This is a genomic window from Rhodanobacter ginsengiterrae, from assembly GCF_050026815.1.
In the GTDB taxonomy this organism is placed as follows: Bacteria; Pseudomonadota; Gammaproteobacteria; order Xanthomonadales; family Rhodanobacteraceae; genus Rhodanobacter; species Rhodanobacter ginsengiterrae.
Map to the genome: position 1 here is coordinate 13,525 of NZ_JALBWO010000032.1, position 22,971 is coordinate 36,495.

Consider the following 22,971-nt stretch of genomic DNA (forward strand, 5'->3'; position numbering starts at 1 on the left):
CGGGCCGGCGCTAAGCTGGGGCCACGCGACAACATGCCGCATCAACGAAACCGGGGGTTACCGTGAATCGCTCAGCCGTCCATTTCACCGCACTCGTCACCGCCTTGCTGGCCTGCCCCACGATGGCAGCGGACCTTCCCGCATCACCACCGGAGGTTGCCTATGCATCGATCGACCAGCTGCAGCAGCGCATGGACGCCGGCACCCTGGACAGTCACCAGCTGACCGGTCAATTGCTCAAGCGCATCGAGCAGATCGACCGCGCAGGTCCCACCCTGCGCGCGGTGATCGAGACCAACCCCGATGCGCTGCAGCTTGCCGGCAAGCTCGACGAGGCGCGCGCCAGCAACGCGAGGCGTGGCCCGCTGTACGGCATTCCGATCCTGCTGAAGGACAACATCGATACCGGCGACCGCATGCTCACCACCGCCGGCTCGCTGGCGCTGACCGGGGCACCGGCGACGCGCGACGCCGGCCTGGTCGAGCGCCTGCGCAAGGCTGGCGTACTGATCCTCGGCAAGACCAACTTGAGCGAATGGGCGAACTACCGCTCCAACCACGCCAGCAGCGGCTGGAGCGGACGCGGCGGCCAAACGCGCAACCCCTACGTGCTCGACCGCAACCCCTGCGGTTCGAGCGCCGGCTCCGGCGCCGCGGTGGCCGCCGGCCTGGTCACCGTGGCGATCGGCAGCGAGACCGACGGCTCGATCATCTGCCCGGCCTCGATGAACGGCATCGTCGGCATCAAGCCCACGCTGGGCCTGGTCAGCCGCAGCGGCATCGTGCCGATCAGCCACAACCAGGACACTGCTGGTCCGATGGCGCGCAGCGTGAGCGACGCCGCGGCCCTGCTCAGCGTGATCGCCGGCAGCGACCCGCGCGACCCGGCGACCGCCGAGGCCGACCGGCACGCCACCGATTACCGGCGCTTCCTCGATCCGGATGGCTTGAAGGGCAAGCGCATCGGCGTGGTGCGCCAGCTGGCCGGCGCCGAGCCGAATGCCGACCGCGTGCTCGAGCAGTCGATCGCGCTGATGAAGGCGCAGGGCGCGATCATCATCGACCCGGTCGCCCTGCCGCACCTGGCCGAGCTGGGCGCGCCGGAGACCACGGTGCTGCTGTACGACTTCAAGCACGACATCAATGCCTATCTGGCCACGCGCAGCGGCCTCGGCGTGAAGACGCTGGCCGACCTGATCGCCTTCAACCGCGCGCACGCCAGCGAGGAAATGGCCTGGTTCGGCCAGGAACTGTTCGAGCAGGCCGAGCAGAAGGGGCCGCTCAGCGACAAGGCCTACGTCGATGCGCTGGCCAAGGCAAAACGGCTGTCCGGTCCGCTAGGTATCGACGCCGCGCTGAAGGCGCAGCACCTTGATGCCTTGCTGGCCCCGTCGTGGGGGCCCGCCTTCGTCACCGATCCGGTACTCGGTGACCACATCGTCAGCGGCGACCCCACGATCGGCGGTGCCTCGCAGCCGGCGGCGGTCGCGGGTTACCCGTCGATCACCGTGCCGGCTGGATTCACCCACGGCCTGCCGGTCGGCATCGTGCTGTTCGGCGCCAAGTGGAGCGAACCGACCCTGATCGCGATCGCCTACGGCTTCGAGCAGCATGCGAAAGCATGGCAGCCACCGCAGTTTCTCGACACGGTGCAAGCCACCCGCTGATCGCTACTCATTGCAGCAAGGGAAAAGGCGGCCGATGGCCGCCTTTTCGGCATGTCAGCGCCGGCAGCTCAGCCTTTGCCGTTCACCGACTTGCGCACGATCAGCATGGCCAGCTCCAGCGACTGTTCGTAGTTCAGGCGCGGATCGACCATCGACTTGTACGCGCGATCGAGATCCGTCTCGGACAGGTCGCGCGCGCCGCCCATGCATTCGGTGACATCCTCGCCGGTCAATTCGAGATGCACGCCACCCAGGCGCGTGCCGGCGGCGGCGTGGATGTCGAACGCCTGATCCAGCTCGCCACGGATATTGTCGAAGCGGCGGGTCTTGTAGCCGTTCGAGGTGCTTTCGGTATTGCCATGCATCGGATCGGCCACCCACAGCACGCGGCGCCCCTCGCGCTTCACCGCTTCCAGCAACGGCGGCAACGCACTGGCGATCTTCGTGTTGCCCATGCGATGGATCAGCGTCAGCCGGCCCGGCTCGTCGTGCGGGTTCAACGCGTCGATCAGCGGCAGCAGCTGGTCGGCGGTCACCGTGGGGCCGACCTTGACCGCGATCGGATTGCGGATGCCGCGGAAGTACTCCACGTGCGCGCCGTCCAGCGCGGCGGTGCGCATGCCGATCCACGGAAAATGCGTGGACAGGTTGAACCAGCCCGGATTGCGCGGCACCTCGCGGGTCAGCGCCTGCTCGTAATGCAGCAGCAAGGCCTCGTGCGAGGTGAAGAAATCCACGCGGGAGAAACCGCCGATCGGACCGGCCAGCGTTTCCATGAAACGCAACGAATCGCCGATGGCAGCCACCATCTGTCGATACTCGTCCGCCAGCGGCGAATGCTCGACCCATGCCAGGTCCCAGTATTCCGGATGGCGCAGATCGGCGAAGCCACCGTCGATCAGCGCCCGCACGAAATTCATGGTCAGCGCCGAATGGGCATGCGCGCGGATCATCCGCTGTGGATCGGGACGCCGCGCGGCGGCGGTGAATTCCGGCCCGTTGACGAGATCACCGCGGAAACTCGGCAAGCTCAGCCCGTCGCGTGTCTCGTCATCGGTCGATCGCGGCTTGGCATATTGCCCGGCAAAACGTCCCACCCGCAGCACCGGTTTCTTCAGTCCGTGCACCAGCACCAGGCTCATCTGCAACAACACCTTCAGGCGGTTGGAGATGATCGGGCTGCTGCAGTCGGCAAAACTCTCGGCGCAATCACCACCCTGCAGCAGGAAGCGACCGCCGTCCTGCGCTTCGGCCAGGGCCTGCTTCAGCGCCAGCACCTCCCACGAGGTCACCAGCGGCGGCAGCCGCGCGAGCTCGGTCGTCGCTTGTGCCAGCTCGACGGGGTCGGCGTAATGCGGCTGCTGCAGCGCTTCGCGCTGTTGCCATGACCCGGGTTCCCAATCCCGCGGCACGAAAACGCTCGGTGCGGCATGCGTCATGGCGAATTCCCGACAACCGCTGCAGCAGTCATTTCGACACCGCCCGCCGACGCGTGGCGAGCACCGCGAGCACCGCCAGCACGACGAACCACAACAGGCTCCACAGCGGCATCGGCAAACCGAGGATCGGCTCGACCTTGGCGCACTCGCCGGAGCCGGTGAATACCAGCTTCAACATCTTCGCGAACGGGAAAGCGTCCAGCATGTAACCCAGCCCGGGACCACAGGAAGGCACCTGGTCGGCCGGCAGGCTCTGCAGCCACAGATGGCGTCCCGCGGTGATGATGCCGCCCACCGCCCCCGCCAGCACCAGGCCCGTGTAAACCCGGCGCCCCTTGCCCTGCGGCGCGTGAATCGCGCCCAGCAGGAAGAACAGGGCCATGACCAGGAAGGCAATGCGCTGGAAGATGCACAACGGGCACGGCGTCATGCCCAGCCCGTATTCGGCGTAGAGCGCAAACGCGAGCAGCGCCGTGCAGATCAGGAAGCCGACGAGGAAGGTGACGCGGTACGACCAGCGGAATGGATTCATGGCGGATTGTTGCGTTGCGGGACCGTGACCTTACCGGTTCGCCGGGCCGCTGTCAGCCTGCCCGGTGCGACGGCAGGAAAATGGCCCCTGACAGTGACAAAATCAAACGAAAAACCCGGCAGGTTGCCCGGCCGGGTTTCGATGATGCGGACCTGCACATTTCAGTCGGAACGACTTACTCGGCGTCGACGGCCTCGACCTGCGGGCGCCCCACCAGCTCGACATACGCCATCGGCGCATTGTCGCCGGGGCGGAAGCCGCACTTGAGGATGCGCAGGTAACCACCGGGACGCTCCTTGTAACGGGGCCCCAGTTCGACGAACAGCTTGCCTACCGCTTCGCTGTCGCGCAGGCGTGCAAAAGCGAGGCGACGATTGGCGACGCCATCGACCTTGCCCAGCGTGATCAGCGGCTCCGCCACACGACGAAGTTCCTTCGCCTTGGGCAGGGTGGTACGGATCAGCTCGTGCTTGATCAGCGACGAGGCCATGTTCTTGAACATGGCTTCGCGATGCGAGCTGGTGCGATTGAGTTTGCGTCCGGATTTTTGATGGCGCATGACTGGATACTCTTTGGATGTCTGTTGTTATGAAAAGCCGGCGCGTATGTCCGGATTCCCGCGGTTACCCGCTATGAGGAGCCTTTTGTATCGGACTCTTGCTTGAAAGTACGGTCGTTGACGACCGTCTTTGGCGGCTGGCGCAGCAGGCAGACCCGCACTCGCCCAACCGGATGTCACAGCGATCAAAAGGGACCGCCAAAAAAACAACGCGACCATGATGGCCGCTGGTGGCGCCTGGCGAGAGAGCCGAAACTCAACCTCGCCAGTGCACCGGTACCACTCGCGATCACGGGCGATCGCGAAACCGCAATCAACCCAGCTGCATGCCGTGCGACAGACCCGGCGGCGGCCAGTTCTCGAGCTTCATGCCCAGCGCGAGACCACGCCCGCCCAGCACGTCCTTGATTTCCGTCAGCGACTTCTTGCCGAGGTTCGGCGTCTTCAGCAGCTCGACTTCGGTCTTCTGCACCAGATCGCCGATGTAATAGATGCTCTCGGCCTTCAGGCAGTTTGCCGAACGCACGGTGAGCTCCAGATCGTCGATCGGACGCAGCAGCAACGGGTCGAAACCGCTCTTCTCCGCCTTGTCGGTGGCGCTCTCGCGACGCGAGAAGTCGCCGAACACCGACAGCTGGTCGTTGATGATCTCGGCGGCCTTGCGAACCGCGTCTTCAGCGCCGATGGTGCCGTTGGTCTCGATGTCCAGCACCAGCTTGTCGAGGTTGGTGCGCTGCTCGACACGAGCGGCGTCCACTTCGTAGGCCACGCGCAGCACCGGCGCGAACGACGCGTCCAGCTGCAGACGACCGATCGGACGCGCCTCGTCATCCGGATGCTGGCGCGTGCTGGCCGGCTGGTAGCCGACGCCGCGACGCACCTTCAGGCGCATGTTGAGCGCGATGTCCTTGGTCAGGTGGCAGATCACGTGTTCGGGGTTGATGATTTCCACCGAATGGTCGACGACGATGTCGCCGGCCGTGACCACGCCCTTGCCCTTCTTGGACAGGGTCAGGGTGACTTCATCGCCGGTATGCTGACGAATCGCCACGTCCTTGAGGTTCAGCAGGACTTCGATCACGTCCTCCTGCAGGCCTTCCAGGGTGGTGTATTCATGCAGCACGCCATCGATCTCGACCTCGACGATGGCGCTGCCGGGGATCGACGAGAGCAGCACGCGACGCAGCGCGTTGCCCAGGGTATGGCCAAAGCCACGCTCGAGCGGCTCGACCACCACCTTGGCGCGGTTGGCCCCGAGCTGTTCGACGCTGAGGCCACGAGGCCGCAGCACACTAGTTGACGAAACTGCCATGCAGAACTCCGGTAATTACTTCGAGTAAAGCTCGACGATCAATGCTTCATTGATGTCGGACGGCAGATCACCGCGATCCGGCACCGACTTGAACGTGCCTTCGAACTTCTTGGCGTCGACCTCAACCCAGATCGGACGCAGATCCATCGTGTCGAACACGGTCGCCGCTTCCTGCACGCGCAGCTGGCTGCGTGCCTTCTCGGTCAGCGCGATCGCATCGCCAGGACGCACCTGGTACGACGGGATATTCACTTTCTTGCCATTGACCAGAATCGCCTTGTGCGCGACCAACTGGCGGGCCTGGGCGCGGGTGACCGCGAAGCCCATGCGATAGACGACATTGTCCAGACGGCTTTCGAGCAGGCGCAACAGGTTCTCGCCCGTATTGCCCTTGAGGGTGGTCGCCTTGGTGTAGTAGTTGCTGAACTGACGCTCAAGCACACCATAGATGCGCTTGACCTTCTGCTTCTCGCGCAACTGCACGGCATAGTCGGACATGCGCATGCGCTTGTTCGCACCATGCTGACCGGGCTTGTTTTCCAGCTTGCACTTGGAATCCAGCGCGCGCGCCGGGCTCTTCAGGCTGAGATCCGCACCCTCGCGACGGGCGAGTTTGCAGGTAGCTCCACGATAACGGGCCATGGGTTACTCCTTAGACTCGACGCTTCTTGGGGGGACGGCAGCCGTTGTGCGGAATCGGCGTGACGTCGATGATGTTCAGCACCTTGTAACCGAGCGCGTTCAGCGATCGCACGGCCGACTCGCGACCCGGGCCAGGGCCCTTGATGCGAACTTCGACCGTCTTCACGCCGTAGTCGCCTGCGGCACGGCCAGCCTTTTCGGCGGCAACCTGCGCAGCGAACGGGGTCGACTTGCGCGAGCCACGAAAACCGGCGCCGCCGGCAGTGGCCCACGACAAGGCATTGCCCTGGCGATCGGTGATGGTGACGATGGTGTTGTTGAAGGAGGCCTGCACGTGCGCCACGGCATCCGTGACAACGCGCTTGATCTTCTTCTTGGTTTTAACCGGCTTAGCCATATTCGGAATCCGTTACTTCTTGATCGCGCGACGGGGACCCTTGCGGGTACGTGCGTTGGTACGCGTGCGCTGGCCGCGCACCGGCAGGCCGCGACGGTGGCGCAGGCCACGGTAGCAACCCAGATCCATCAGACGCTTGATGGCCATGCCCACCTCGCGGCGAAGATCGCCCTCGACGGTGTACTTGGCGATCTCGTGGCGGATCTTCTCCACCTCGCCTTCACTGAGGGACTTGATCTGGGTGGTCGGAACCACGCCAGCATCCACGCAGACTTTCTTGGCTCGGCTGCGGCCGATACCGAAAATGCTCTGCAGACCAACCCAGACATGCTTCTGGACCGGCAAATTGACACCCGCGATGCGCGCCATGATGTACTTTCTCCGATGCGTTTCGTGCGCGCTAAACGCGCAATTTTAACCTGAATTACCCTGACTGGAAAGCCCTGCGACACCAAGGTGTCGCCGGCTCCCTACCTTGACCAAACCACCCGCGCACCAGCAGCCACTAGTTGCGACGAAGATTGGCCTTCTTGAGCAGACTTTCGTACTGGTGACTGACCAGGTGCGCCTGCACCTGAGAGGTAAAGTCCATCACCACCACCACCACGATCAGCAGCGACGTGCCACCGAAATAGAACGGAACATGCCAGGCGTTCTGCATGAACGACGGCACCAGACACACCAGTACCAGATACAACGCACCGACACCGGTCAGACGAGTCATCACCGCATCAATGTAGTTGGCCGTGCCCTTTCCCGGACGGATGCCCGGAATCAGGGCGCCCGAACGCTTGAGGTTGTCGGCCGTCTCATCCGCGTTGAACACGATCGCGGTGTAGAAGAACGCAAAACCGATCACCAGTACAGAAAACACGATTTCGTACAACGGGTTGCCCGGGCTCAGCGCCTGTACCAGATCCTGCACCCAGCGCGACTGCTGGCCCGTGCTGAACCAGCTCACCGCGGTCGCCGGGAACATCAGCAGACTCGAGGCGAAGATCGGCGGAATCACCCCGGCCATGTTGATCTTCAGCGGCAGGTTCGAACTCTGGTTCATGTAGGCCTTCTGCCCACCGGACCGTCGTGCGTAGTTCACCGTGATCCGTCGCTGCGCCCGCTCCATGAACACCACGAAAGCAGTCACCGCCAGCGCCAGGCCGAACACCATCAGCAACTTGATCAGCGACAACTCACCGTTGCTGGCCATGCCGAGCGTATGCACCACCGCCCCGGGCAGACCCGCCACGATGCCCGCGAAGATCAGCAGCGAAATGCCGTTGCCGACACCACGCTCGGTCATCTGCTCGCCAAGCCACATCAGGAACATCGTGCCGGCGGTAAGACCGACCACCGAGGACAGGATGAAGCCGAAACCGGGCGTATAAACGACCGGAGCACCACCCGCCGCGACCTGACCCTGCAGCGCCACCGCGATGCCGAACGACTGGAAAGCCGCCAGCGCCACCGTGGCATAACGCGTGTACATCGTCATCTTGCGCTTGCCCGACTCACCCTCCTTGCGGAGGCTCTGCAGGCTTGGCACCACGGAGCCCATCATCTGGAACACGATGGACGCCGAAATGTACGGAATGACGCCGAGCGCGAATACCGAGAACCGGGCCAGCGCGCCGCCAGAGAACATGTTGAACATGTCCATCAGGCCGTTGCCACTGACCAGACTGGTCATCGCCTCGGGGTTGACGCCGGGAACCGGAATGAACGAACCGAGCCGGAACACCACCAACGCACCGATCACGAAGAAGATGCGCTGGCGAAGCTCCGTGAGTTTGCCGAGCTTGCCGAGTGCGTTGCCCTTGGCTGCTGCCACCGGCCTTACTCCACGCTGCCGCCGGCAGCCTCGATGGCTGCCTTGGCGCCGGCGGTTGCCAGCAGACCAGACAACTTCACCGCGCGACCGATTTCACCCTTCAGCACGACCTTGACTCGCTTCGCGCGGCTGTTGATCAAACCAGCCTTGTGCAGCGCAACGACGTCGATCACGTCAACCTTGAGGTTGGCGAGCTGATACAGGAAAACTTCCTGGCTCTCCACCAGCTTCTTGGAACGGAAGCCGACCTTCGGCATCCGGCGATTCAGCGGCATCTGACCGCCTTCAAAACCAAACTTGTGGGTGCCGCCAGCACGGGCGTGCTGGCCCTTGTGACCACGACCGGCGGTCTTGCCCATGCCCGAACCGATGCCGCGACCAACGCGCAGACGCGTCTTGTGCGAGCCGTCGTTCGGCTTAAGTGTATTCAAATGCATGATGATTACTCCTCGACCCGGACCAGGTAATAGACCGTGTTGATCAGGCCACGAACCTGCGGGCTGTCCTTCAGCTCGCGGACATCGTTGATCTTGCCCAGACCCAGCGCCTTGACGCTGAGGCGATGACGCGCCTGCACGCCGCGCAGACCCTTGACCAGACGCACGCGCACGGTGGCGGCAGCGGTTTCGTTCTTCTTAGCCATTGCCCAACACCTCATCCAGGGTCTTGCCACGCTTGGCGGCGATCTTCTTGGGCGAGGCGACCGCCTGCAGGCCCTTGATGGTCGCGCGCACCAGGTTGATCGGGTTGCGCGAACCCACGGCCTTGGCCAGCACGTTCTTGACACCGACCACTTCCAGCACGGCACGCATGGCGCCGCCGGCGATCACGCCGGTACCTTCGGAGGCCGGCTGCATGTACACGCGAGCCGCGCCATGATTGGCCTTGACGGCGTACCACAACGTACCGTTGTTCAGTTCGATATCGACCATCTGGCGACGGGCACGCTCCATGGCCTTCGAAATGGCCACCGGCACTTCACGCGCCTTGCCATAACCAAAACCAACCTTGCCCTCGCCATCACCGACGACGGTCAGTGCGGTGAAGCTCATCTGGCGGCCGCCCTTGACGGTCTTGGCCACACGGTTGACGGCAATCAACTTTTCCAGCAGGCCGTCGGAATTTTCGCGATCGGTAGAAGACATGTTCTTTTCCATGTGCCCGGCGGACCAGGACTTTGCTTGCGGCTGAGCCGCTTGGAGTTGTAGGTGACGCGGTGGAAATCGGGACGGACCCGACCCGGTATTGCTCAGAACTTCAGACCAGCCTCACGAGCCGCCTCGGCCAGGGCCTTGATGCGACCATGGAAGCGGAAGCCGGACCGGTCGAACGCGACCGACTCGATGCCTGCTGCCATGGCGCGTTCAGCCACTGCCTTGCCCACGGCCGCCGCGGCGGCGAGATTCTTGGTGCCCTTCAGGCCTTCCGCGACCGACTTCTGCACGGTGGAGGCAGCGGCCACCACGTTCACGCCCGATGCATCGAACACCTGAGCGTAGATGTGCTGACCCGTGCGATGCACCGACAAGCGGGCAACCGCGAGCTTGCGGATGTGCGAGCGGGTGGACTTGGCGCGACGCAGGCGATTTTCGTTCTTGTTCATTTCTGTATTCCTCGAAAGCGGATCGGCATGGATGAGCTGACAAGCCCTGCTCTTACCAGGAGTGCGGCCATGAGGCCGCTTTCCACACGCAGGGACAGCGTACTAACTCATTTACGCCTTCTTGGCTTCCTTCAGGGTGATCTTCTCGCCGGAGTAGCGCACGCCCTTGCCCTTGTACGGCTCGGGTGGGCGGAAACCGCGAATCTTCGCCGCGACCTGGCCTACCGCCTGCTTGTCCGCGCCCTTGATCAGGACTTCGGTCTGCGTAGGGGTTTCGATGGTGATGCCTTCCGGCGCCTCGAAAACCACCGGATGCGAGAAGCCCAGGCTCAGGTTCAGCGACTTGCCGGCCATGGAGACGCGGTAGCCGACGCCAACCAGCTCGAGCTTGCGCTCATAGCCGGTGGAAACACCGGTGACCATGTTCGCCAGCAGCGCGCGAGCGGTGCCGCCGAACTTGTCGTCGGCGCCCTCGTCGAGGCTGATGCTCGCCACACCGTTCTCGATCGCAACGGTGACGCCGGGCAGATGATGCACGGACAAGGTGCCCTTCGGGCCTTTTACCGAGATCTGCTCGTCGTTGACGGTCAGCTCGACGCCCTTCGGCAGGGAAATGGGTTGTTTGGCAACACGTGACATCGCAGGACTCCTTATGCCACTTGGCCGATGACTTCGCCGCCCAGGCCCTTGGCGCGGGCCTGCGCATCGGTCAACAGACCAGCGGAAGTCGAGATGATCGAGATACCCAGGCCACCAAGGACCTTCGGCAGCTCGTCCTTGCCGCGATACACACGCAGGCCGGAGCGGCTGACACGGGAAATGCGCTCGATGGCCGGCTGGCCCTCGAAATACTTGAGCTTGATCTCGAGCACCGGCTTGCCTTCCTCGGCGGAAGTCTTGGCGTCGAGAATGTAGCCCTCGTTCTTGAGAAGGTCGGCAATCGCCACCTTCAGTTTCGACGACGGCATACGCACGGTCGGCTTGCCCATGGCCTGGGCATTGCGGACGCGCGTGAACAGATCGGCGATGGGATCAGTCATGCTCATGAAAACATCCTTCAGAGTGCACCGATATCCGAGAAAACCGGAAATCAATCAAATTGTGAGCTGACAAGAAGCCAGCCTGCGTTGCGCAGACCGCCGACTATAACAGCAATTTCAGGTTTTGGCGAATAGCGATGCGGTAGTCGCATCCAGCGACTGCAGCAGGAGCTGCAGCCGACCACTCGAACGCGGGAAAACCCCCGCTCCGGGTGTGGAACGTTGTTTGATTACCAGCTGGCCTTGCGCAGACCCGGCACGTCGCCGCGCATGGTGGCTTCGCGCAGCTTGTTCCGGCCCAGGCCGAACTTCGCATAGACGGCACGCGGACGGCCGGTCAGTGCGCAACGCGTACGCTGGCGAACCGGGCTCGCGTCGCGCGGCAGCTTCTGCAGTTTCGTCTGAGCTTCCATCTTCTCCTCATAGGAGGACTTCGGGCTCAGCACGATCGCCTTCAGGTCAGCGCGCTTTGCAGCGAACTTCTCGACGAGTTTGGTCCGCTTGATATCGCGGTTCACCATTGATGTCTTGGCCATGGATAACGCCTATCAGTTACGGAACGGGAAGCTGAACGCTGCCAGCAGGGCTTTCGCCTCTTCGTCGGTCTTGGCGGTGGTGGCAATGGAGATATCCATGCCGCGCAATGCGTCAACCTGGTCGAAGTCGATCTCAGGGAAAATGATCTGTTCCTTGATACCGAAATTGTAGTTGCCACGGCCGTCGAAGGCCTTCGCCGACACACCACGGAAGTCGCGCACGCGCGGCAACGAGATGTTGATCAGGCGATCCATGAACTCCCACATCTGGGCGCGGCGCAAGGTGACCTTGCAACCGATCGGCCAGCCGTCACGGATCTTGAACGAGGCCACCGAGACGCGGGCCTTGGTCGTGATCGGCTTCTGGCCCGAGAGCTTGGCCATGTCGGCCACCGCGTTCTCGAGCACCTTCTTGTTGCCGGCAGCTTCGCCCACGCCCATGTTCAGCGTGATCTTGGTGATGCGGGGAACCTGCATCACGTTCTGGTAGCCGAACTGCTCAGTGAGCTTGGCGACTACCTGCTCTTTGTAGAAATTTTCGAGGCGGGTCATGATCGTGATTCCTTACGCGTCCACGACCTCGCCAGTCGAACGGAACACGCGGACCTTGCGCCCATCTTCGAGCGTTTTGGTGCCGACGCGTTCACCCTTGTTCGTGGCGGGGTTGAACAGCTGCACATTGGAGAGATGGATCGAAGCTTCACGCTCGACGATGCCACCGGCCTGATTGGCCTGCGGATTCGGCTTGGTGTGGCGCTTGACCAGGTTCACGTTGGAGACGAATACACGATCGTCTGCAACACGCAGCACGTCGCCGCGCTGACCCTTGTTCTTGCCGGTGATCACGAGGACCTGATCACCCTTGCGGATACGGTTCATATCTTGACTCCGCTCAGAGCACTTCGGGTGCAAGCGAGACGATCTTCATGAACTTCTCGCTGCGCAGCTCGCGGGTAACCGGCCCGAAAATACGGGTACCGATCGGCTCGAGCTTGTTGTTGAGGAGGACCGCTGCGTTACCGTCGAAACGGATCAGCGAACCATCGGGACGGCGAACACCCTTGGCGGTACGAACCACCACGGCGTTGTACACCTCACCCTTCTTGACCTTGCCACGCGGAATGGCATCTTTCACGGTGACCTTGATGACGTCTCCGATCGCGGCGTAACGACGCTTGGAGCCGCCGAGCACCTTGATGCACATCAGTTCTTTCGCGCCGCTATTGTCCGCCGCGGAAAGCGTGCTTTGCATCTGGATCATGTCTGCACCCTCCCTTAGACGTTGGCGCGCGTGATGATCTCAACCACGCGGTGATGTTTGGTCTTGGACAATGGACGGCACTCGGCGATACGCACGAGGTCACCCTCGTTCGCGCCCAGGTCGTCCTGCGCATGCAGCTTGGTCGACCGGCGAATGATCTTGCCGAGCAGCCAATGCTGCACCTGACGCTCGATCAGGACGGTAACCGTCTTGTCCATCTTGTTGCTGGTGACGCGGCCCTCGAGGGTACGCGCCTGCTTCGCTTCTGCTTGAATCTGGTTGTCGCTCATGTCGGCCGTCCCTTACTTCTTGCTGCCGAGCACGAACTTCGTGCGGGCGATGTCGCGCCGAACGCGGCGCAGCTGGTGCGGCTGGGTGAGCTGGCCGGAACCCTTTTGCATGCGCAGGTTGAACTGCTCCTTGCGCAGGTCCAGCAGATGCTGCTTCAGCTCGTCGGCCGACTGGTTATTGATATCTTTGCTGGCCATCACATCACCGCCCGGGTCACAAACTGGGTCTGCACCGAGAGCTTGGCGGCGGCCAGGCGGAACGCCTCGCGTGCCGTCGGCTCATCGACGCCCTCGATTTCATAAAGCATGCGACCAGGCTGGATCGGCGCGACCCAGAACTCGACGCTGCCCTTGCCCGCGCCCATGCGGACTTCGATCGGCTTCTTGGTGACCGGCTTGTCGGGGAACACACGGATCCACAACTTGCCGCCACGCTTGACGAAGCGGGTGATGCAACGACGTGCGGCTTCGATCTGACGCGCGGTGAGCGCGCCGTGAGTCGTCGCCTTCAGGCCGTACTCGCCAAAGCTGACGAGGTTGGAGCACTGGGCCAGACCGTCGTTGCGGCCCTTGAACTGCTTGCGGTACTTGGTTCGCTTAGGTTGCAACATGGCAACTCTCCTTACTTCGCAGACCGCTCGCGGCGGCCGTCACCGGCCTCGCGACGCGAATCATTACGACGACCTTCGCCACCTTCGCGGCGCGGCTGCGACGGCTCGTCCTTCGACTCCTGGCTGGCAGCGGCCAGATCGAAGATCTCGCCCTTGTAGATCCAGACCTTGATGCCGATGATGCCGTAGGTGGTTTTCGCCTCGGCCGTGCCGTAATCGATATCCGCACGCAGGGTGTGCAGCGGCACGCGACCTTCGCGGGCCCACTCGGACCGGGCAATCTCGGCACCGTTCAGACGACCGGACACGTTGATCTTGATGCCCAGCGCACCCAGACGCATCGCGTTGCCGACCGAGCGCTTCATCGCGCGGCGGAACATGATGCGGCGCTCCAGCTGCTGCGCGATGGACTCGGCCACCAGCTGCGCGTCCAGCTCGGGCTTGCGCACTTCATTGACGTTGATGTGCGTCGGAACGCCCATCATGTCGCTGACTTCCTTGCGCAACTTCTCGATATCCTCGCCCTTCTTGCCGATCACCACGCCCGGACGGGCGGTGTGGATCGTCACCCGAGCGGTCTTGGCCGGACGCTCGATCTGGATGCGGGAGATACCGGCAGCAGCCAGCTTCTTCTTCAGCATGTCGCGCACTTTGATGTCGGCCACGAGATACTTGGCGTAATCGCGCTTGTTGGCGAACCACTTCGAGTTCCAGTCCTTGGCAATGCCGAGGCGGATACCGGTGGGATGAACTTTATGACCCATCGTCTCTATCCTCGGTCAGTTACCAACAACCACAGTGATGTGGCTGGTGCGCTTGATAATGCGCGAACCGCGGCCTTTGGCGCGGGCATGCATGCGTTTCATCGCCGGACCTTCGTCAACGAAGATGCTGGCCACTTTCAACTCGTCGACATCGGCGCCGAGATTGTTCTCGGCGTTGGCGACGGCCGACAGCAGCACCTTGCGGACAAGGTGAGCAGCCTTCTTGTTGGTGAAGGTGAGCACGTCGCTGGCCCGGCCCACGGGAAGCCCGCGGACGAGATCAGCCACCAGGCGTGCCTTTTGCGCCGAGATGCGGGCGCCACGCAGGATCGCTTTGGCTTCAGTGCTCATCACTTGCCCTTCTTGTCGCCGACATGGCCTTTGAACGTGCGGGTCACCGCGAACTCGCCGAGCTTGTGCCCGACCATGTTCTCGTTGATCAGAACGGGCACGTGCTGGCGGCCGTTGTGGATGGCGATGGTCAAGCCGACCATTTCCGGCAGGATCATCGAACGACGCGACCAGGTCTTGATCGGGCGCTTGTTGTTGGCGGAAACCGCAGCTTCCACCTTCTTTACGAGATGAAGGTCGACGAACGGACCTTTCTTCAAAGAGCGAGGCATGTCGGCTTCCTGTTACTTGGTGCGACGACGCACGATGAACTGCTGCGTGCGCTTGTTGTTACGGGTCTTGTAACCCTTGGCCGGCGTGCCCCAGGGGCTGACCGGATGACGACCGCCGGAGGTCTTGCCTTCACCACCACCGTGCGGATGGTCGACCGGGTTCATCACCACACCGCGAACGGTCGGGCGGATACCCAGCCAGCGCTTCGCGCCAGCCTTGCCGAGCTTCTTCAGGCTGTGCTCGCCGTTGCCGACTTCACCGATGGTGGCGCGGCAATCGACCGAGACGCGACGCATCTCGCCGGAGCGCAGACGCAACGTGGCATAGCCGGACTCGCGGGCGACCAGCTGCACCGAAGCGCCGGCACTGCGGGCGATCTGTGCACCCTTGCCGGGACGCAGCTCGATGCAATGGATCGTGCTGCCCATCGGGATGTTGCGCAGCTGCAGGCAGTTGCCGGCCTTGATCGGCGCATCACGACCAGACACCAGGCGATCGTCCACCTGCACACCCTTCGGCGCGATGATGTAACGACGCTCGCCATCGGCGTAGCACAGCAACGCAATATGCGCGGTGCGGTTCGGATCGTACTCGATGCGCTCGACACGGGCGGCGATGCCTTCCTTGTCACGCTTGAAGTCGATGATGCGGTAATGCTGCTTGTGACCGCCGCCGCGATGACGCACGGTGATGCGGCCATGATGATTGCGACCGCCGGTCTTGGACTGCGACTCGGTCAACGCCGCGAACGGCGCGCCCTTGTACAGGCCTTCCGTCTTGACGCTGACCGCGTCACGGCGACCCGGCGAGGTCGGCTTGTGGTTGATTAGTGCCATCTCACAGAACTCCTGGCTCAGGCCTTGGCGGCGACGTCGATGGTCTGGCCATCGGCAAGACGCACGTAGGCCTTGCGCTTGCCCTGGCGGCTGCCAGCGCGTTGACGGAAGGCTTTGACCTTGCCCTTGGTGTTGACGAGGTTGACCTGCTTGACGGTGACGTCAAACAGCTTCTCCACGGCAGCGCGGACATCGGCCTTGGTCGCGGTCGGGGCGACCACGAATACGTACTGGTTATGCTCGGCCAGCCGCGCCGATTTCTCGGAGATGTGCGGCGCGCGCAGCGTGTCGAGAATGCGTTCGTTGTTCATGCCAGCCACTCCTCGACCTTCTTCACGGCGTCAACCGTCATCACCACGTGGTCGGAACCGACCAGGCTGACCGGGTTCAGACCCATCACGTCCAGCACGTGGATGTAGGGAATGTTCCGCGCGGCCAGGAAGACCGACTCGGACGCATCCTCGGACACCAGCAGCACGCGACCGGTAACTTCCAGCTCGGCCAGCTTGGCGACCATCGCCGAAGTCTTCGGCGTCTCGATGCCGAAGCTCTCGACGACCTTCAGGCGATCCTGCCGGATCAGCTCGGAAAAGATCGAGCGGATTGCGACACGGTAGGCCTTGCGGTTGACCTTCTGCTCGTAACTGCGGGGCTTGGCTGCGAAGGTGCGGCCACCACCGACGAAGATCGGCGCACGGTAATCACCGTGACGGGCGCCGCCGCCCTTCTGCTTCTTGAACTTCTTGGTGGTACCGGACATCTCGCCGCGCGACAGCTGCGACTGGGTGCCGGCACGACCGGCCGCCTGATAGGCGACAACAACTTGGTGGACCAGGGCCTTCTTGTACTCACCGCCGAACACTTCGTCCGACACGTTGAGCGACTTGGCGCCAATGACATTCAGTTCCATGGCGGTCTCCTCAACCCTTCATCGTCGGGCGGATGATGACGTCGCCACCGGTAGCACCCGGTACCGCGCCCTTCACCGCAATCAGGTGACGCTCGGCGTCGACCTTGACCACTTCCAGACCCTGCTGCGTGCGATTGACCGCACCCATGTGGCCGGACATCTTCTTGCCCGGAAACACGCGACCTGGAGTCTGACGCTGACCAATGGAACCCGGCGCGCGATGCGACAGCGAGTTACCGTGGGTGGCGTCACCCATCTTGAAGTTCCAGCGCTTGATCGTGCCCTGGAAGCCCTTGCCTTTCGACACGCCGGCGACGTCGACGATCTGACCGACGGTGAACACGTCATCGGCCTTGATCTCGCTGCCCACGGTGTACTTGCCGAGATCGTCGGCAGACACGCGGAACTCCCACAAGCCACGACCCGGCTCAACCTTCGCCTTCGCGTAATGACCCTTCAGCGGCTGCGTCAACAGGTTCGCGCGCTTGGAACCCGCGGAAACCTGGACGGCGCTGTAGCCATCGTTATCGTCCGTCTTCAACTGCGTCACCCGGTTCGGCGTCGCTTCAATCAGCGTCACCGGAATCGAGCGGCCATCTTCAGTGAAGAGTCGGCTCATGCCGCATTTGCGGCCAACCAATCCGATACTCATATTCGTATCCTGTCTGTCGCTCAACCGAGCTTGATCTGAACATCGACGCCAGCGGCGAGATCAAGCTTCATGAGCGCGTCCACGGTCTTGTCGTTCGGGTCGACGATATCGAGCACACGCTTGTGCGTACGAGTCTCGTACTGGTCGCGTGCATCCTTGTCGACGTGCGGCGACGTCAGAATGGTGTAACGCTCGATCTTGGTCGGGAGCGGGATCGGGCCGAGTACCGTGGCACCCGTGCGCTTTGCCGTCTCGACGATCTCGCTGGCGGAGCGGTCGATCAGACGATGATCGTACGCTTTCAGCCGAATCCGAATCTTCTGGTTCGCCATAACCGTGTCCTGTTGTCTAAAGAACGTAATGTGAAACGAAACGGCTTCTCACCGCTCCGCACTACCCTTTGCCACCACTTCGGCGCCGCCCGTGTCTGGCGCGACACCTTCAAAAACGCCAGGCGAGCATGAGTCAGCTCGCCTGGCACTATCCGAATCTCGCGCAAAAGGACGTGTCAACAGGACTTGTCCTGCGATCACGTCAACTTGCGAGGGCCGATCCACGGCCAGCGAACTCGAAGCACATCCTGCGCCTCATTTCGCGGTAGGTCGGCCAGAAATACATCTGGCTGACAAGTGAGCTGCGAAGTATACCTGTAAATCTTGGTTTAGTGAAGGGGTGCGTGATCGATTCGATCTGCGACCGCTTCCCCGGCGTTGTCCGACCCCGTGGGTCGGATCAACAGCGGGAGTTATCCCGGCAGCACGCTGCCGGGATAACGGATATTACTTGATGACCTTGGCCACCACGCCGGCGCCGACGGTGCGGCCGCCTTCGCGGATCGCGAAGCGCAGACCTTCGTCCATCGCGATCGGGTGGATCAGGCTCACCACCATCTTCACGTTGTCGCCCGGCATCACCATCTCCACGCCTTCCGGCAGCTGGCAGGCGCCCGTCACGTCGGTCGTACGGAAGTAGAACTGCGGACGATAGCCCTTGAAGAACGGCGTATGACGACCACCCTCGTCCTTCGACAGCACATACACCTCGGCCTCGAAGTCGGTGTGCGGGTTGATCGTGCCCGGCTTGGCCAGCACCTGGCCACGCTCCACGTCGTCACGCTTCAGACCGCGCAGCAGCAGGCCGGCGTTGTCGCCTGCGCGACCTTCGTCCAGCAGCTTGCGGAACATTTCCACGCCGGTGACCGTGGTCTTCTGCGTGTCGCGGATGCCGACCACTTCGATTTCGTCGCCCACCTTGATGATGCCGCGCTCGATACGACCGGTCACCACGGTGCCGCGACCGGAGATCGAGAACACGTCTTCCACCGGCATCAGGAACGGGCGGTCGATGACGCGCACCGGCTCCGGAATGTAGCTGTCCAGCGCGTCCACCAGCTTGATGATCGACGGCACGCCGATCTCGCTCTGGTCGCCTTCCAGCGCCATGCGGGCCGAACCGTGGATCATCGGGGTGTCGTCGCCCGGGAAGTCGTACTTGGTCAGCAGCTCGCGCACTTCCATCTCGACCAGCTCGAGCAGCTCGGCGTCGTCCACCAGGTCCGCCTTGTTCAGGTAGACCACGATGAACGGCACACCGACCTGACGCGACAGCAGGATGTGCTCGCGCGTCTGCGGCATCGGGCCGTCCGCGGCCGAGCACACCAGGATCGCGCCGTCCATCTGCGCCGCACCGGTGATCATGTTCTTCACATAGTCAGCATGGCCCGGGCAGTCCACGTGCGCGTAATGACGCATCGGCGACTCGTATTCCACGTGGGCGGTCGAGATCGTGATGCCGCGCGCCTTCTCTTCCGGCGCCGCGTCGATCGCGCTGTAATCCTTGAACTCGCCGCCAAAACGTTCCGCACCGACCTTCGTCAGCGCTGCCGTCAGCGTCGTCTTGCCGTGATCCACGTGACCAATCGTGCCGACGTTGACGTGCGGCTTGGTGCGTTCGAATTTACCCTTTGCCATGACTCAAACCTCTGAGGGAACTTAAATTTGATAATGCGTCCACGGAGGGGCGCCGTTGGAGATCGCTGCCGCAAGCAGCCGCGACCTGATCCTTGCTACCGCGATCACAAAGATCGCACGGCTTACGCCTTTTTCATCACCTGTTCGGCGACGTTGGTCGGCGCCTCGGCATAGTGATCGAATTCCATGGTGAAGGTGGCCCGGCCCTGCGTCAGTGAGCGAATCGTGGTTGCATAACCAAACATTTCGCCCAGCGGGACTTCAGCATTGATGGTCTTGCCCGACGGCGTGTCTTCCTGGCCGGTGAGCATGCCGCGACGCTTGCTGATGTCGCCCATCACGTCACCCATGTAGTCTTCAGGCGTGACGATCTCGACCTTCATGATCGGCTCGAGCAATACCGGACTGGCCTTGTTGAAGCCCTGCTTGAACGCCATCGATGCAGCGAGCTTGAACGCCATTTCCGACGAGTCAACGTCATGGTAGGAACCGAAGACCAGCTTGGCCTTCACGTTCACCACCGGGAAACCGGCCAGCGGACCGCTGGTGATGGTCTCGCGCAGACCCTTTTCGATCGACGGAATGAATTCCTTCGGAATCACGCCACCGGTGATGTCGTTGATGAACAGGAAATCATCCTTGATCGTCGCGGCGATCTTCTCGTCAGCACGATCAGCAGCGCTGATCGGCGACATCTCGATCACGACGTGACCGTATTGGCCCTTGCCGCCGGACTGCTTGGCATGCTTGTAGTCCGACTTGACGTCGCTGGTACGAATCGTCTCGCGGTAAGCCACCTGCGGCTTGCCGACGTTCGCCTCGACGTTGAACTCGCGACGCATGCGGTCGACCAGGATGTCCAGGTGCAGCTCGCCCATGCCGGAGATGATGGTCTGACCGGATTCCTCGTCGGTACGCACCCGGAACGACGGATCTTCCGCAGCCAGACGACCCAGCGCAATACCCATCTTTTCCTGGTCCGACTTGGTCTTCGGCTCCACCGCCATCGAGATCACCGGCTCAGGAAACACCATGCGCTCCAGCGTGATGATGTGCTCCTGCGAGCACAGCGTATCGCCGGTCGTGACGTCCTTCAGGCCGACTGCGGCAGCGATGTCGCCGGCGCACACTTCCTTCAGCTCGTGACGCTCGTTGGCATGCATCTGCAGGATGCGGCCGACGCGCTCTTTCTTGCTCTTGACCGGGTTGTACACGGCGTCGCCGGAATTCAGCGTGCCGGAATAAACGCGGAAGAACGTCAACGAACCGACGAACGGATCGGTCATGATCTTGAACGCCAGCGCGGAGAACGGCGCCTTGTCGTCAGCCGGACGGCTCGCCTCTTTCTCATCCTCGTCGATACCGGCAACCGGCGGACGATCGGCCGGCGAAGGCAGCAACTGCACGACGGCGTCGAGCATGGCCTGCACGCCCTTGTTCTTGAACGCGGTACCGCAGAACACCGGGATGATCTCGTTGGCCAGCGTACGCTGGCGCAGACCGGCGATGACTTCCGCCTCGCTCAGATCACCACCTTCCAGATACTTGTTCATCAGCTCTTCGGTGGCTTCCGCCGCCGACTCGACCATGAACGCATGCGCCTCGGCAGCAACCTCGGCCAACTCCGCCGGAATCTCGCGGTATTCGAACTTCATGCCCTGGGATTCCATGTCCCAGATGATCGCCTTCATCTTGAGCAGGTCGACCACGCCCTCGAAACCGTCCTCGGCACCGATCGGCACCTGCATCGGCACCGGGTTGGCACCCAGACGCGCTTTCAGCTGGCTGACCACTTTGTCGAAGTTGGCACCGGTGCGATCCATCTTGTTGACGAACGCGAGACGCGGCACCTTGTACTTGTTGGCCTGGCGCCATACGGTCTCGGACTGCGGCTGAACGCCACCGACCGCACACAACACGAACACCGCGCCGTCGAGCACGCGCAGGGAACGCTCGACCTCGATGGTGAAGTCGACGTGTCCCGGGGTGTCGATGATGTTGAAGCGGTGCTGCTCCATGGAACCATCCATGCCTTTCCAGAACGCCGTCGTTGCCGCCGACGTAATGGTGATGCCGCGCTCCTGCTCCTGCTCCATCCAGTCCATCGTGGCTGCACCGTCATGCACCTCGCCAATCTTGTGACTGACACCGGTGTAGAACAGAATGCGCTCGGTCGTGGTGGTCTTGCCGGCATCGATGTGGGCCATGATGCCGAAGTTGCGATAGCGCGCGATGGGAGTGGTACGTGCCATGGATATCTACCTGTGTCGGGCGACCCTGCCCAGGATTCACGCAGCCATCCGGCTGCAGCTTTTATGAAAAGTCCGGCATGGGCGCCGGATCCTTTTTGCCGTCGTGGCGAGGCGAGAAGCCGTCAACCAGCCCGGGCCGCCACGAAGGGCGGCACGCGGGCGCCGCACTTACCAGCGGTAGTGCGAGAAGGCCTTGTTGGCCTCGGCCATGCGGTGTGTTTCTTCACGCTTCTTGGCGGCGCCGCCGCGACTCTCCGAAGCTTCCAGCAACTCCGCAGCCAGCTTGCGCGGCATCGAGGTCTCGCCACGCTTGCGCGCCGCATCAATGACCCAGCGCATGGCCAGCGCCATGCGGCGACCCGGACGCACTTCGACCGGCACCTGGTAGGTCGCGCCACCAACACGGCGGGACTTCACCTCGACCGCCGGAGCGATGTTGTTCAGCGCCTTCTCGACCAGAGCCACCGGCTCGGCATTCTTTTCGCCAATATGCTGCAGGGCACCGTAGACGATGCTTTCAGCGACCGACTTCTTGCCACTCTTCATCACCATGTTGATGAAACGGGCGATCAGCTGGCTGCCGTGCTTGGGATCCGGGAGAACCAGACGGGCGGGATGTGAACCTTTACGCGACATGTTTGTTGTCCGTTATTTTCGCGGACATTCCTGCCCGCCTGTAAAGCGGCCAGCGAGGGCCGCGCGACATTACTTCTTCGGGCGCTTGGCGCCGTACTTCGAGCGCGACTGGCGGCGCTTGGTGACACCGGCGCAGTCCAGACTGCCGCGCACCGTGTGGTAACGCACACCGGGCAGGTCCTTGACACGACCGCCGCGGATCAGCACCACCGAGTGCTCCTGCAGATTGTGACCTTCGCCACCGATGTAGCTGATGACCTCGAAACCATTGGTCAGGCGCACTTTGGCAACCTTGCGCAAGGCCGAGTTCGGCTTCTTCGGGGTGGTCGTGTAAACGCGGGTGCAAACACCACGACGCTGCGGACTGCTCTGCAGAGCCGGCGACCCGCTCTTGTAGGTCTTGGGGCTGCGCGACTTGCGCACCAACTGATTGACTGTCGTCATGCGTAGCTGTTCCTGAAAACATAAAGGCAGCCCGATCAAGCTCGGTCTGCCAAGAAGCGGGAATTTAACATGAGCAGCCTGCCATAGGCAAGCCAACGCTCAGCCGTCCTGGACCCGAACACGAGGTGCGTCCATGCACCTCATTTCGTATGTCAGCGAGTAGCGC

General features: G+C 62.6%; 34 protein-coding genes. 1 reads left to right on the forward strand and 33 read right to left on the reverse strand.

Annotated elements, in window-relative coordinates:
* Nucleotides 1–62: 62 nt before the first annotated feature.
* The gene (locus tag ACQGNJ_RS00515; RefSeq protein WP_426687293.1) at nucleotides 63–1,667 is read left to right on the forward strand and encodes an amidase; all 1,605 of its coding nucleotides are present in this window, start codon (nucleotides 63–65) and stop codon (nucleotides 1,665–1,667) included.
* Between the two features lie 68 nt (nucleotides 1,668–1,735).
* On the opposite strand, the gene ACQGNJ_RS00520 is transcribed toward ACQGNJ_RS00515, so the two are convergent.
* The 33 genes from ACQGNJ_RS00520 to rpsL all read right to left on the reverse strand — a co-directional run bounded on the left by ACQGNJ_RS00520 (nucleotide 1,736) and on the right by rpsL (nucleotide 22,805).
* Nucleotides 1,736–3,106 carry a class II 3-deoxy-7-phosphoheptulonate synthase gene (locus ACQGNJ_RS00520; protein ID WP_426687294.1) on the reverse strand — a complete coding sequence of 457 codons (1,371 nt, stop codon included), beginning with the start codon at nucleotides 3,104–3,106 and terminating at the stop codon, nucleotides 1,736–1,738.
* A gap of 28 nt (nucleotides 3,107–3,134) precedes the next feature.
* On the reverse strand, nucleotides 3,135–3,638 hold the full coding sequence (locus ACQGNJ_RS00525; protein WP_426687295.1) for a disulfide bond formation protein B: 504 nt from the start codon (nucleotides 3,636–3,638) through the stop codon (nucleotides 3,135–3,137).
* 175 nt (nucleotides 3,639–3,813) lie between these two features.
* Nucleotides 3,814–4,197, reverse strand: a complete 384-nt coding sequence (rplQ, locus tag ACQGNJ_RS00530; RefSeq protein ID WP_149364224.1) for a 50S ribosomal protein L17 — start codon at nucleotides 4,195–4,197, stop codon at nucleotides 3,814–3,816.
* A 313-nt stretch (nucleotides 4,198–4,510) separates the two neighbouring features.
* Nucleotides 4,511–5,509, reverse strand: a complete 999-nt coding sequence (locus ACQGNJ_RS00535) for a DNA-directed RNA polymerase subunit alpha (protein ID WP_056714883.1) — start codon at nucleotides 5,507–5,509, stop codon at nucleotides 4,511–4,513.
* Between the two features lie 15 nt (nucleotides 5,510–5,524).
* Nucleotides 5,525–6,151: a 30S ribosomal protein S4 gene (gene rpsD / locus ACQGNJ_RS00540; RefSeq protein ID WP_426687296.1), complete on the reverse strand. Its 627-nt coding sequence runs from the start codon at nucleotides 6,149–6,151 to the stop codon at nucleotides 5,525–5,527.
* Between the two features lie 10 nt (nucleotides 6,152–6,161).
* Nucleotides 6,162–6,548, reverse strand: a complete 387-nt coding sequence (gene rpsK / locus ACQGNJ_RS00545) for a 30S ribosomal protein S11 (RefSeq protein WP_007513384.1) — start codon at nucleotides 6,546–6,548, stop codon at nucleotides 6,162–6,164.
* 12 nt (nucleotides 6,549–6,560) lie between these two features.
* Nucleotides 6,561–6,917 carry a 30S ribosomal protein S13 gene (gene rpsM, locus ACQGNJ_RS00550; protein WP_077445190.1) on the reverse strand — a complete coding sequence of 119 codons (357 nt, stop codon included), beginning with the start codon at nucleotides 6,915–6,917 and terminating at the stop codon, nucleotides 6,561–6,563.
* A gap of 136 nt (nucleotides 6,918–7,053) precedes the next feature.
* Complete coding sequence (secY, locus tag ACQGNJ_RS00555; RefSeq protein ID WP_426687297.1) at nucleotides 7,054–8,376, reverse strand: preprotein translocase subunit SecY; 1,323 nt, start codon at nucleotides 8,374–8,376, stop codon at nucleotides 7,054–7,056.
* A gap of 5 nt (nucleotides 8,377–8,381) precedes the next feature.
* Nucleotides 8,382–8,819 (reverse strand): 50S ribosomal protein L15, encoded by a 438-nt coding sequence (gene rplO / locus ACQGNJ_RS00560; protein WP_426687331.1) that lies wholly within the window; start codon nucleotides 8,817–8,819, stop codon nucleotides 8,382–8,384.
* Nucleotides 8,819–9,019 carry a 50S ribosomal protein L30 gene (rpmD, locus tag ACQGNJ_RS00565; RefSeq protein ID WP_099654078.1) on the reverse strand — a complete coding sequence of 67 codons (201 nt, stop codon included), beginning with the start codon at nucleotides 9,017–9,019 and terminating at the stop codon, nucleotides 8,819–8,821. Before rpmD ends, rplO begins: the two co-directional genes overlap by 1 nt.
* Complete coding sequence (gene rpsE, locus ACQGNJ_RS00570) at nucleotides 9,012–9,521, reverse strand: 30S ribosomal protein S5 (RefSeq protein WP_007808187.1); 510 nt, start codon at nucleotides 9,519–9,521, stop codon at nucleotides 9,012–9,014. The genes rpmD and rpsE overlap by 8 nt, the downstream gene beginning before the upstream one ends.
* A gap of 104 nt (nucleotides 9,522–9,625) precedes the next feature.
* Complete coding sequence (gene rplR, locus ACQGNJ_RS00575) at nucleotides 9,626–9,979, reverse strand: 50S ribosomal protein L18 (RefSeq protein WP_426687298.1); 354 nt, start codon at nucleotides 9,977–9,979, stop codon at nucleotides 9,626–9,628.
* A 111-nt stretch (nucleotides 9,980–10,090) separates the two neighbouring features.
* The gene (gene rplF, locus ACQGNJ_RS00580) at nucleotides 10,091–10,618 is read right to left on the reverse strand and encodes a 50S ribosomal protein L6 (protein WP_426687299.1); all 528 of its coding nucleotides are present in this window, start codon (nucleotides 10,616–10,618) and stop codon (nucleotides 10,091–10,093) included.
* An 11-nt stretch (nucleotides 10,619–10,629) separates the two neighbouring features.
* Nucleotides 10,630–11,025: a 30S ribosomal protein S8 gene (gene rpsH, locus ACQGNJ_RS00585; protein ID WP_007808190.1), complete on the reverse strand. Its 396-nt coding sequence runs from the start codon at nucleotides 11,023–11,025 to the stop codon at nucleotides 10,630–10,632.
* Nucleotides 11,026–11,249: 224 nt separating this feature from the next.
* Nucleotides 11,250–11,555, reverse strand: coding sequence for a 30S ribosomal protein S14 (gene rpsN, locus ACQGNJ_RS00590; protein ID WP_426687300.1), 306 nt, complete (start codon nucleotides 11,553–11,555; stop codon nucleotides 11,250–11,252).
* 12 nt (nucleotides 11,556–11,567) lie between these two features.
* The gene (rplE, locus tag ACQGNJ_RS00595) at nucleotides 11,568–12,110 is read right to left on the reverse strand and encodes a 50S ribosomal protein L5 (protein WP_426687332.1); all 543 of its coding nucleotides are present in this window, start codon (nucleotides 12,108–12,110) and stop codon (nucleotides 11,568–11,570) included.
* Nucleotides 12,111–12,119: 9 nt separating this feature from the next.
* Nucleotides 12,120–12,434: a 50S ribosomal protein L24 gene (rplX, locus tag ACQGNJ_RS00600; RefSeq protein WP_056386827.1), complete on the reverse strand. Its 315-nt coding sequence runs from the start codon at nucleotides 12,432–12,434 to the stop codon at nucleotides 12,120–12,122.
* A gap of 13 nt (nucleotides 12,435–12,447) precedes the next feature.
* Nucleotides 12,448–12,816, reverse strand: a complete 369-nt coding sequence (gene rplN / locus ACQGNJ_RS00605; RefSeq protein ID WP_007513359.1) for a 50S ribosomal protein L14 — start codon at nucleotides 12,814–12,816, stop codon at nucleotides 12,448–12,450.
* A gap of 14 nt (nucleotides 12,817–12,830) precedes the next feature.
* Nucleotides 12,831–13,106 (reverse strand): 30S ribosomal protein S17, encoded by a 276-nt coding sequence (gene rpsQ / locus ACQGNJ_RS00610; protein ID WP_426687301.1) that lies wholly within the window; start codon nucleotides 13,104–13,106, stop codon nucleotides 12,831–12,833.
* Between the two features lie 12 nt (nucleotides 13,107–13,118).
* Complete coding sequence (gene rpmC / locus ACQGNJ_RS00615) at nucleotides 13,119–13,304, reverse strand: 50S ribosomal protein L29 (protein WP_007808194.1); 186 nt, start codon at nucleotides 13,302–13,304, stop codon at nucleotides 13,119–13,121.
* Entirely contained in the window at nucleotides 13,304–13,717 is a 414-nt protein-coding gene (gene rplP / locus ACQGNJ_RS00620; protein WP_426687302.1) for a 50S ribosomal protein L16, read from the reverse strand. The genes rpmC and rplP overlap by 1 nt, the downstream gene beginning before the upstream one ends.
* An 11-nt stretch (nucleotides 13,718–13,728) precedes the next feature.
* The gene (gene rpsC / locus ACQGNJ_RS00625; RefSeq protein ID WP_426687303.1) at nucleotides 13,729–14,481 is read right to left on the reverse strand and encodes a 30S ribosomal protein S3; all 753 of its coding nucleotides are present in this window, start codon (nucleotides 14,479–14,481) and stop codon (nucleotides 13,729–13,731) included.
* 15 nt (nucleotides 14,482–14,496) lie between these two features.
* Entirely contained in the window at nucleotides 14,497–14,832 is a 336-nt protein-coding gene (gene rplV / locus ACQGNJ_RS00630) for a 50S ribosomal protein L22 (protein ID WP_426687304.1), read from the reverse strand.
* On the reverse strand, nucleotides 14,832–15,104 hold the full coding sequence (rpsS, locus tag ACQGNJ_RS00635; protein WP_007082178.1) for a 30S ribosomal protein S19: 273 nt from the start codon (nucleotides 15,102–15,104) through the stop codon (nucleotides 14,832–14,834). The genes rplV and rpsS overlap by 1 nt, the downstream gene beginning before the upstream one ends.
* 12 nt (nucleotides 15,105–15,116) lie before the next feature.
* Entirely contained in the window at nucleotides 15,117–15,941 is an 825-nt protein-coding gene (gene rplB / locus ACQGNJ_RS00640) for a 50S ribosomal protein L2 (protein WP_426687305.1), read from the reverse strand.
* A gap of 17 nt (nucleotides 15,942–15,958) precedes the next feature.
* Complete coding sequence (gene rplW / locus ACQGNJ_RS00645) at nucleotides 15,959–16,252, reverse strand: 50S ribosomal protein L23 (RefSeq protein ID WP_426687306.1); 294 nt, start codon at nucleotides 16,250–16,252, stop codon at nucleotides 15,959–15,961.
* Nucleotides 16,249–16,851 (reverse strand): 50S ribosomal protein L4, encoded by a 603-nt coding sequence (gene rplD, locus ACQGNJ_RS00650; protein ID WP_426687307.1) that lies wholly within the window; start codon nucleotides 16,849–16,851, stop codon nucleotides 16,249–16,251. The genes rplW and rplD overlap by 4 nt, the downstream gene beginning before the upstream one ends.
* A gap of 10 nt (nucleotides 16,852–16,861) precedes the next feature.
* Nucleotides 16,862–17,503 (reverse strand): 50S ribosomal protein L3, encoded by a 642-nt coding sequence (rplC, locus tag ACQGNJ_RS00655; protein ID WP_426687308.1) that lies wholly within the window; start codon nucleotides 17,501–17,503, stop codon nucleotides 16,862–16,864.
* Nucleotides 17,504–17,523: 20 nt separating this feature from the next.
* Nucleotides 17,524–17,835, reverse strand: a complete 312-nt coding sequence (rpsJ, locus tag ACQGNJ_RS00660; RefSeq protein WP_007082173.1) for a 30S ribosomal protein S10 — start codon at nucleotides 17,833–17,835, stop codon at nucleotides 17,524–17,526.
* Nucleotides 17,836–18,282: 447 nt separating this feature from the next.
* The gene (gene tuf, locus ACQGNJ_RS00665) at nucleotides 18,283–19,473 is read right to left on the reverse strand and encodes an elongation factor Tu (protein WP_426687223.1); all 1,191 of its coding nucleotides are present in this window, start codon (nucleotides 19,471–19,473) and stop codon (nucleotides 18,283–18,285) included.
* A 122-nt stretch (nucleotides 19,474–19,595) separates the two neighbouring features.
* Nucleotides 19,596–21,725, reverse strand: a complete 2,130-nt coding sequence (gene fusA, locus ACQGNJ_RS00670; RefSeq protein WP_426687309.1) for an elongation factor G — start codon at nucleotides 21,723–21,725, stop codon at nucleotides 19,596–19,598.
* A 168-nt stretch (nucleotides 21,726–21,893) separates the two neighbouring features.
* Nucleotides 21,894–22,361, reverse strand: a complete 468-nt coding sequence (gene rpsG, locus ACQGNJ_RS00675) for a 30S ribosomal protein S7 (protein WP_007514548.1) — start codon at nucleotides 22,359–22,361, stop codon at nucleotides 21,894–21,896.
* 69 nt (nucleotides 22,362–22,430) lie between these two features.
* Nucleotides 22,431–22,805 carry a 30S ribosomal protein S12 gene (gene rpsL, locus ACQGNJ_RS00680; protein WP_007810190.1) on the reverse strand — a complete coding sequence of 125 codons (375 nt, stop codon included), beginning with the start codon at nucleotides 22,803–22,805 and terminating at the stop codon, nucleotides 22,431–22,433.
* Nucleotides 22,806–22,971: the final 166 nt, after the last annotated feature.